The sequence below is a fragment of the Rhizobium sp. PRIMUS64 genome (assembly GCF_023006465.1).
In the GTDB taxonomy this organism is placed as follows: Bacteria; Pseudomonadota; Alphaproteobacteria; order Rhizobiales; family Rhizobiaceae; genus Rhizobium; species Rhizobium leguminosarum.
The window spans coordinates 1-8,387 of the sequence record NZ_JALBGX010000208.1; the positions used below are offsets into that span (position 1 = coordinate 1).

The following is an 8,387-nucleotide window of genomic DNA, read 5'->3' on the forward strand; positions in this document are numbered from 1 at the left end:
CGGCGGCCTCAGCGGAACCTGCCTGTTGCCTGGGGCCGTCGGCGGCAGCCTTCTGTGCGGCGCGCGCCAATTCTTCCATCACGCGTTCGGCATTAGCCTGCGCCGCCTTGGCGCGCACGGCCGCCTCGCGGGCGGCCTGGCGCTGCTGCATGATCGTCTGTTCGTGCTTCTTGGCTTCGGCCATCCGCAGGGCATTGTCGAACAGGCTGCGCTTGCGCGGATCCTTCAGCGTTTCATAGGCGCGGCCGATCTCGGCGAACCGGGCCGTAGCTGTCGGATCGTCCTGATTGTGGTCGGGATGGGCTGATTTGGCCATGTTGCGCCAAGCCGCCTTGATCTCGTCTACTGCCGCGTCGCGCCTGACGCCCAGAATTTTATAAGGATCGCGCATGTCAAAACCGCCGGTGTTGCGATGCGGCAAGCCTCGTCCTTGCCCGGCATCCCCGTCCAATAAAACGTGTGTGGCGCCACCCGCCACAAAGGCAGGAAGAACCACTCTCAACGCCGATCCTGCGGCGGAGTTGCTAATCACTTGTTATTTCTGTGGAGACATGTGGGGTGTTTCGCGGCGAATGGTTAGCTCTTTGCTAAGCATTGGGCAGAAAGCGGCCGCGCGTTAACCTGTTGGTGGCGGCGCCCCGCGTCTTTCGAACGCGCAAAGGGACGCTGTAACATTTTGAACTAACTTGGGAAGATCAGCTCTCCGGCTGGAAACTCAGAAGCTGCCAGTTGCCGCCGCCGACGAGGCAGGTCTTGCCGTAGAATTTGGCGATGCCGACATAGGAATGTCGGGTCGTGCGGAACTGGCGGCAGACCTGGCCGGACTCGTTGTTCTCGACGATCGTATCGATGACGCCGGCACTGCCCGTCGATGCATTTGCCCAGGGAAGCGGCTGGCCCTCGAGCCTTTGCACATCCGCCGAGGTGACGGCATTGCGCACGGTCATCTCGTCGGAAAGCGTGTCGGTGCTCGGCGGTGTCTGCGGCACGGTGCCGGTTGCCACCGACCGGTCGACCTTGGCGTCACTCAAGAAATCCATACCGCCGCCGACGCAGCCGGAAAGCGATAACATCGCGGTGCTGATGACGAAGAACGCGCGGCTGCGTCGCCGCAGGCCCTTTGTATGGCGAGATGACTTTGTTATGACTTCCACCCTGCATCCTGTCCAGTTATCAAAAGCTGGGCGAGTTTTGAATAATCCGGGGCATTTGAACCAATATGTCGGCAAACGAGTTAACAAGCGGTGACTTTACCGAAAGTGGCGAACCCTTCAAGCTCTTTGCCGAATGGCTGAAAGAAGCCGAGGCGTCCGAGCCCAACGACCCCAATGCGGTGGCGCTGGCAACGGTCGATGAGGATGGTCTTCCCAATGTCCGCATGGTTCTCCTGAAGGGATTCGACGACAACGGTTTCGTCTTCTACACCAATTTCGAGAGCCAGAAAGGCCGCGAAATTCTTGGACAGAAAAAGGCTGCCATGTGCTTTCACTGGAAAAGCCTGCGCCGCCAAGTGAGGCTGCGCGGCCCCGTCGAGATCGTCACCGATGCCGAAGCGGACGACTATTTCAAGACACGCGCGCGCGGCAGCCGCATCGGCGCCTGGGCCTCCAAACAATCCCGTCCGCTCGAAAGCCGATTCGCGCTGGAAAAGGCGGTGGCCGAATATACCGCGCGCTATGCCATCGGCGAGATTCCGCGCCCCGCCCACTGGTCGGGCTTCCGCATCCGGCCGACCTCGATCGAATTCTGGAAGGACCAGAAATTCCGCCTGCACGACCGGATCGAATTCCGCCGGCCATCACCGGAAGGCGAATGGGACAAGGTGCGGATGTATCCGTAACGGGCTTATCTGCCCATCAGCTTCAGCGGTATGCCGGAGGCAAGCGCCGAGACGTAGCGTCGCTTCTGGTAGAAGCCGTTGAGCGAAATGCGTGGGAGATAACCGGTCAGCTTCGCTGCCGGCCGCCCGGGTTGCGTGGTAACCGCGAGGGTAAAGCCGAGATTGCGAGCGATGCGCGCCTCGCGGGCGGTCGCAGCGTCCGGCGTGCCATAGGGATAGGCGATCGTCTCGGGACGGATACCGGTCACCGCTTCGAGGTAATCGGCCGAAGCCTGCATTTCTATTCGTGCTTCGGCTTCCGGCAGCCGGGCCAGCGCGCGGTGGCTGATCGTATGGGCGCCGAGCGTTGCGAGCGGATGTGCCGCCAGCCATTGCAATTCGCCGGGTCCCATCACCAGTTCGCGGACGATATCCGTCGGCTCGATGCCGTTTTCCCGCACCAGCAGATCGATGGCGGCGACGGCGCGCGCCTCGTCGGAGCGATGGATATAGGCGGCGAAGCGGTCGAAGGCATGCCATTGCTGCTGCGAGCTGTCGAGCACCAAGCGCTCCATGCCGCGGCCGAAATCGAAGCGGATTTCCGGCACCTGGCGTAACAGGATCGCCAGCGTCTCCCACCAGATGCTGTGGGAGCCCTCGGCAAAACCCTTGGCGACGAATACCGTGAACGGCGCTTGATGCCGCTCGAACACCGGCAGCGCATGTTCCAGATTATTGCTGTATCCGTCGTCGAGCGTGAAGGCAGCAAACGGCGCTCCACCCTCGGGCTCCGCCAGCAGCGCCGGCACCTCGCCGAGCGGCACGAAACGATAACCCTCCCGCCGCAGCCGCCGCAGCGCCGCATCGAGAAAACGGGGGGTGATTTCGAGATGCGCATTCGGCTCGAAGGCCTCTGGCACGTGCGGGCGGACATGATGCAGCGTGAAGACGACGCCGCGCCCGCGCGCTTCGCGCATCAGCCCGGCCGAGGCGAGCAGCCAGGAAACCTCGAGCCCGGCGCCGATCGCTGCGCGTTTTGCCAGTCGCTTGAATTGTCCCGTCATGCGGCGCCCGTCCCTTGCCTTTGCTGGAAACTAGCAAGTGCGACTTAAGCCTTGCTGAATCCCTGTTCGGAACAGGTCTTTGATTTCCTGTTAACCAAGGCAATGAAAAGACTAGAAAAATGATAGGCGTTGCCTCAAAGTCGCGCCAAACTTACGGCTTCTGTCACATTACGGCACAAATGCCGGTCTGACCGGGAGCCCGCATCGAGGGCTGCGCATCAGGGGCCAGCGTATGAGGGGCCAGGGTATGAGGGGAAAGTGCATGAGAAAGCTTTTGGCGGCTGTTTTGACCGTAACGCTTGCCGTTTCGGCGCCTCTTGCGGCCCTTGCCGGCAATGCTTCGCTGATCCTCGATGCCCGTACCGGCAAGGTTCTCGCCGCCGAAAACGCCGATACGCTGAACCATCCGGCCTCGCTGACGAAGATGATGACGCTCTATCTCACCTTCGAGGCGTTGAAGCGCGGCAAGATCGCCTGGGACACCCCGATCAGGATTTCGAAATACGCCGCCGCACGGCCGCCGACCAAGCTTGGCGTCAAGGCGGGTGGCACGATCACCGTGCGCGAGGCGGTCTATGGCATGATCGTCAAATCGGCCAATGATGCCGCCTCCGCCATGGGCGAAAAGCTCGCCGGCTCGGAAAGCGGTTTTGCCCGGGTGATGACGGCCAAAGCCCGCCAGCTCGGCATGAGCCGCACCGTCTTCGTCAACGCATCCGGCCTGCCGGACGGCCGCCAGGTCACGACGGCGCGTGACATGTCGACACTCGCTGTCGCATTGATGAAGAATTATCCGAACGAATACCGGCTGTTTTCAACGGCAAGCTTCAATTTCCGCGGCCAAACCGTGCGCGGCCACAACAATCTCATGTACCGCTACCAGGGCATGGACGGCATCAAGACGGGGTATACCAACGCTTCCGGGTTCAACCTCGTCAGCGCCGTCAGGGATGGCAACCGCCGCGTGGTCGGCGTCGTGCTCGGCGGCCGCACTGCCCGCAGCCGCGACGACAAGATGGCTGGTTTGCTCGACCGTTATCTCGGCCGTGCCTCGTCCTCCGGCGGCGCAAAGCTGGTGGCGAGCGTCGGCGCGAAAGAAACTGTCGAAGTCGCGTCCGCCGCTGACGCGTCCGATGTTCCAGTGCCGCTCAATGCACCGCGCCCGGCCGACGATCTCGCAGCCAAGAGCCTGGCCTATGCCGACGACGCCGTCGTGCCCCTGGATCGTCCCGTCGCGATGGACGAGATCCTGAGCGCCGGCAAGACGCCAAAGACATCAGCAGAGAAGGCCAATGGCGACTGGCAGATCCAGATCTCGGCCGCCCCTAGCGCCGATGCGGCGCGCGCGCTTCTCGCCCAGGCGAAGTCGGAAGCCGGTGCGCCGCTCGTTTCTGCCTCGCCCTATACCGAGGCGGTCGGGCAGGGGGCCAACAAGATCTATCGCGCCCGCTTCGTCGGCTTCGCCAGCAAGGATGCCGCCGTCTCGGCCTGCGATGCGCTGAAGCAGCGCTCCTATGACTGCATGCTGCTGCCGGATCGCGGCTGATCGCCGCCTCAGCACTGCGGCAATTCACTCTGGACAAGCATCGGGAATCAGCGTCTCCTCCATAAACAAAAGGAGAACGCCCATGTTGCGTCATCTTGCCGACCAGTTCGAAATCTCATCCTCTGTTCACGTCGCTGCCAACAACATCGAGCGTGATGCCGACTGGTTCCTGCTGAAGCTGCAGGAGGAAATGGGTGAACTGACCCAGGCATGGAACCGGCTGACCGGCCGCGGCCGTGCGAAGGGCCGCTCGCCTGAAGACATGCAGCGCGACCTCGCTGACGAGACCGCCGACGTTCTCGGCCATCTTCTGCTGTTTGCCCGTCACAACGATCTCGATCTTGCTGCCGCGATCGAACGGAAGTGGCTGTTTCGGCCGGCGGAGGTGCCGAAGAGCTGATGCATGTCGGCCGAAAGTGCCGGCGGTTTTCGGGAATGGCATATTCAATGTGACGCAGTTTCGGCTTAGCCGTCCGTCTTCGGAAAATCCGGCTGCGCCTCCGGCCTTGCCGTCCGGAAGGCTTCGAGCGTCACACACCGCTGCTCGACCGCAAGCAGCAGCGGGTAGGGCGTCAGATCATGGCCGAGACGGCGGGCACTGCTCATCTGCGGAATGAGATGAAGCTCGGCCCAGCCCGGACGATTGCCGAAACAGAAGGGCGACGGACTCTGACGCTGCACGAGCGTCTCTTCGAGCGCGGTAAAGCCGAGGCTCAGCCAGTGCGCCAGCCAGCGTTTCACCTCCGCTTCGCCAGCGCCGAGGTCATCGCGCAGGAAATGCCGGACGCGCTGAACTGTCAGAGCATGCATTTCCGAAGCGATATGGGCGGCAAAACCTCTCGCCTCGGCGCGCAGTGCGGGATCCTCGGGCAGGAGGCTCGGATCGGGATAGGTCTCCTCGATATAGGAGAGGATCGCTGACGACTGCGGCACGACATGGCCGCCGCCGATATCGAGCGCTGGCAGCAGCCCCTGCGGATTGAGCCGGCGATACTCGCCGGGCTCCAGCGAGCTCACAGGCACATAGCGGTAGGCAATACCCTTGAGTTTGAGCGCAATCCGCACCCGTTCACCCGCCGAATTCTGCCATCGCGAAATCAGCCGCATCACGATCTTCCCGAAGCTTAAGTCAGCCGACCTTATGGCGGTAGAATTTGCTGTCCACCGCCATCAGCGGGAAGGAGCGGGGCAGGGCGCTCTTGGCAATCTCGGTAAAGCCGTTCTTCTCGTAGAAGCGATGCGCGGCGACGAACTTGTCGGTTGTGCCGAGGAAGATATCGGTGAGGCCGGCATCCCTGGCGTGGGCAAACAGCCGATCGAGAAGCCGCGCCGCCACGCCATGCTCGCGGCCGCGAACCTCGGCGGCGACGAACATCTTGCGCAGCGCCGCCTGGTTGTTGCCGATATCCTTGAGCCCGACCGTGCCGACAATGGCGCCATCCTTGACGGCGACCCAGAACTGCCCCTGGCCGGACTGATAGAAATCCGGGATGACCCGGAGATCCGGCTGCGCATCCACGGTGATATCGATGCCGAATTCTTCGCGCTGGATCGGCAGGATCACCGAAAGCACGGCATCGGCGTCATCGGCGGTGAAGGTTCTGATTTCGACGTCCGCCATGACGGGTCCTTTCGCCTCAGGTCTGCGTGCCGCCGACCGTCACCTGATCCATGCGCAGATGCGGCTGGCCGACGCCGACGGGAACCCACTGGCCGGCCTTGCCGCAATTGCCGATGCCGGTATCGAGCTTCATGTCATTGCCGATCATCGACACCCGCTTCATCGCGTCCGGACCGTTGCCGATCAGCATCGCGCCCTTGATCGGAGCGCCGACCTTGCCGTTCTCGATCAGATAGGCCTCGGTGCAGCCGAAGACGAACTTGCCGGAGGTGATATCCACCTGGCCGCCGCCGAAGGAGACGGCATAAATGCCCTTCTTCACCGAGGCGATGATTTCCTCGGGCGTCTTGTCACCGCCGAGCATATAGGTGTTGGTCATGCGCGGCATCGGCACATGGGAATAGCCCTGGCGGCGGCCGTTGCCGGTGGGCGCCATGCCCATCAGCCGGGCATTCTGCCGATCCTGCATATAGCCGACGAGCTTGCCGTTTTCGATCAGCACGTTATAGGCAGACGGCGTGCCCTCGTCGTCGATGGTGATCGAGCCGCGGCGATTGTCGATCGTGCCGTCATCGACGACGGTGACGCCGGGAGCGGCGACCATCTGGCCGAGAAGGCCGGCAAAAGCCGACGTCTTCTTGCGGTTGAAATCGCCTTCCAGCCCGTGACCAACAGCCTCGTGCAGCATCACGCCCGGCCAGCCGGAGCCGAGCACCACGTCCATCGTGCCCGCCGGCGCATCGATCGCCTCGAGATTGACGAGCGCCTGGCGCAGAGCCTCGTCGGCGCCGTATTGCCAGCTGCCTTCGGCAATGAAATCGCCGAAGCCGATGCGCCCGCCGCTGCCATAGGAGCCGCTCTCCTGCCGATCGCCTTCGCCGACCATGACCGAGATGTTGATGCGCGTCATCGGTCTGATGTCGCGGACGCGGTGTCCGTCGGCACGCAGGATATCGACGACCTGCCAGCTTGCGGCGACCGAGGCCGTCACCTGCCGCACCTTGTCATCCTTGCCCCTGAGATAGGCGTCGATGTCCTGCAGGACCTTGACCTTCTCCTCGAAGCTCGGCTGCCCGATCGGGTTCTCGTCGCTGTAGAATTTCTTGTTGGTGCCCTGGGGCGCTGCCGCATAGGAGCCGGAATAGCCGCGCGTCACCGCGCCGACGGCATCGGCCGCCCGCTTCAACGCCGCCACCGAGAGATCGCCGGCATGGGCATAGCCGACCGCTTCGCCGGCAACGGCGCGCAGGCCGAAACCCTGTTCGGTGTTGAAGCTGCCGCCCTTCAGCCGGCCATTGTCGAAGGTCAGCGCTTCCGCCTGCGCATGCTCGATGAACAGTTCGCCATCATCGGCGCCGGACAGAGCCTCGGCCACGTGCTTGCGCATCGTGGCTTCATCGGCATCGAAAAGCGTCAGGAGATCGGTGGTCATGGTATGGCTCCAAGCATGCGTTCAGGAGTGCACTTACTCCCTAGATAGGGCTCCACATATTAAGGAGTGAAGCCCCGCCGTCGAATTATTCTTTGTTGGGCAGGATGATGTGGCGAGACGGAACGTACCATGCGATGAGCCGGCGGGGAACGGAGAGGGCGCGGCGCAATCTCTTCTCCCCTCGGGGAGAAGGTGCCGGCAGGCGGATGAGGGGGCTGCACGGCAGATCCTTCACGTAAACCCTGTTCCCGGTACGCCAACGATAACGCCGTCTCTCAAGACCCTGAGCACAGTCGAGGCGGTGCCAGCGCGGTCGCAGCTCGCATGGGCTTTGTTGAAAAGACCGGCTTCGCCGGCCCCCTCATCCGCCCTACGGGCACCTTCTCCCCGCTGGGGAGAAGAGGGAATCGAGACGTCGCGACTAGCCTGCGCATCACGGCAGGGCGTCGAAGCCTTCGGCGAAGCCCTTGAGGTCGACGGGGATGCCGATGCCTTCTTCCGGCGTCTGGAAGACGATGAAGGTTGCCTGGGCGCCGCTGCGGAAGGTCTTGAGTAGCTCGTCCTCGAGCACGACCTCGGCGTAGCAGCCATCGGCGAAGCAGCGGACGAAATAGGCGCGGCCGATATCCTTGCCGTCGACATTGAGCCCGAGGCCGTTCGGCAGCAGCACGCCGAGCGGCGCCAGCACGCGCAGGATCTTCGACTTGCGGTCGGCCGTCTTCAAGACAACGACGGAAAGCCCGACCTCAGGCCGATCCTCGGCGATGACGTTCTGCATCAGCGCGCATTGTTCGGTCGCAGCCCCGGCCGGCTTGTCGCAGACGACGGACCACGCGCCATGATTGGACTTTACCGTGCCGGGCGCCGGCGGCTGCGTCTGGCCGGGCGTCACCTGTTCGACATTC

10 protein-coding genes are annotated in these 8,387 nt (G+C 63.0%); 3 read left to right on the top strand and 7 right to left on the bottom strand.

Going from position 1 to position 8,387, the window contains the following annotated elements; translation table 11 throughout:
* Window positions 1–421: J domain-containing protein (locus tag MOV76_RS37225; RefSeq protein WP_247266436.1), on the bottom strand; the 421-nt coding region annotated here is incomplete at its 3' end.
* Between the two features lie 274 nt (window positions 422–695).
* Window positions 696–1,154 (bottom strand): RT0821/Lpp0805 family surface protein, encoded by a 459-nt coding sequence (locus MOV76_RS37230; RefSeq protein ID WP_018245082.1) that lies wholly within the window; start codon window positions 1,152–1,154, stop codon window positions 696–698.
* Between the two features lie 65 nt (window positions 1,155–1,219).
* Between MOV76_RS37230 and pdxH the strand changes: the two genes are divergently transcribed.
* Window positions 1,220–1,840 carry a pyridoxamine 5'-phosphate oxidase gene (gene pdxH, locus MOV76_RS37235; RefSeq protein ID WP_247266437.1) on the top strand — a complete coding sequence of 207 codons (621 nt, stop codon included), beginning with the start codon at window positions 1,220–1,222 and terminating at the stop codon, window positions 1,838–1,840.
* 5 nt (window positions 1,841–1,845) lie between these two features.
* On the opposite strand, the gene MOV76_RS37240 is transcribed toward pdxH, so the two are convergent.
* Window positions 1,846–2,883 carry a polysaccharide deacetylase family protein gene (locus tag MOV76_RS37240; protein WP_130715750.1) on the bottom strand — a complete coding sequence of 346 codons (1,038 nt, stop codon included), beginning with the start codon at window positions 2,881–2,883 and terminating at the stop codon, window positions 1,846–1,848.
* Between the two features lie 262 nt (window positions 2,884–3,145).
* On the opposite strand from MOV76_RS37240, the gene MOV76_RS37245 reads away from it, so the two are divergent.
* Both MOV76_RS37245 and MOV76_RS37250 read left to right on the top strand, forming a co-directional pair.
* Complete coding sequence (locus tag MOV76_RS37245) at window positions 3,146–4,429, top strand: D-alanyl-D-alanine carboxypeptidase family protein (protein WP_247266438.1); 1,284 nt, start codon at window positions 3,146–3,148, stop codon at window positions 4,427–4,429.
* An 82-nt stretch (window positions 4,430–4,511) separates the two neighbouring features.
* Complete coding sequence (locus tag MOV76_RS37250) at window positions 4,512–4,829, top strand: pyrophosphatase (RefSeq protein WP_168332205.1); 318 nt, start codon at window positions 4,512–4,514, stop codon at window positions 4,827–4,829.
* Between the two features lie 65 nt (window positions 4,830–4,894).
* On the opposite strand, the gene maiA is transcribed toward MOV76_RS37250, so the two are convergent.
* From maiA to MOV76_RS37270, 4 genes are all read right to left on the bottom strand, one after another.
* Window positions 4,895–5,536, bottom strand: coding sequence for a maleylacetoacetate isomerase (gene maiA, locus MOV76_RS37255; RefSeq protein ID WP_168332206.1), 642 nt, complete (start codon window positions 5,534–5,536; stop codon window positions 4,895–4,897).
* Window positions 5,537–5,558: 22 nt separating this feature from the next.
* The gene (locus tag MOV76_RS37260; RefSeq protein ID WP_247266439.1) at window positions 5,559–6,050 is read right to left on the bottom strand and encodes a GNAT family N-acetyltransferase; all 492 of its coding nucleotides are present in this window, start codon (window positions 6,048–6,050) and stop codon (window positions 5,559–5,561) included.
* Between the two features lie 16 nt (window positions 6,051–6,066).
* Complete coding sequence (tldD, locus tag MOV76_RS37265) at window positions 6,067–7,482, bottom strand: metalloprotease TldD (RefSeq protein WP_018245088.1); 1,416 nt, start codon at window positions 7,480–7,482, stop codon at window positions 6,067–6,069.
* A 433-nt stretch (window positions 7,483–7,915) separates the two neighbouring features.
* A partial coding sequence (locus tag MOV76_RS37270) for an invasion associated locus B family protein (protein ID WP_247266440.1) occupies window positions 7,916–8,387 on the bottom strand: 472 nt, incomplete at its 5' end.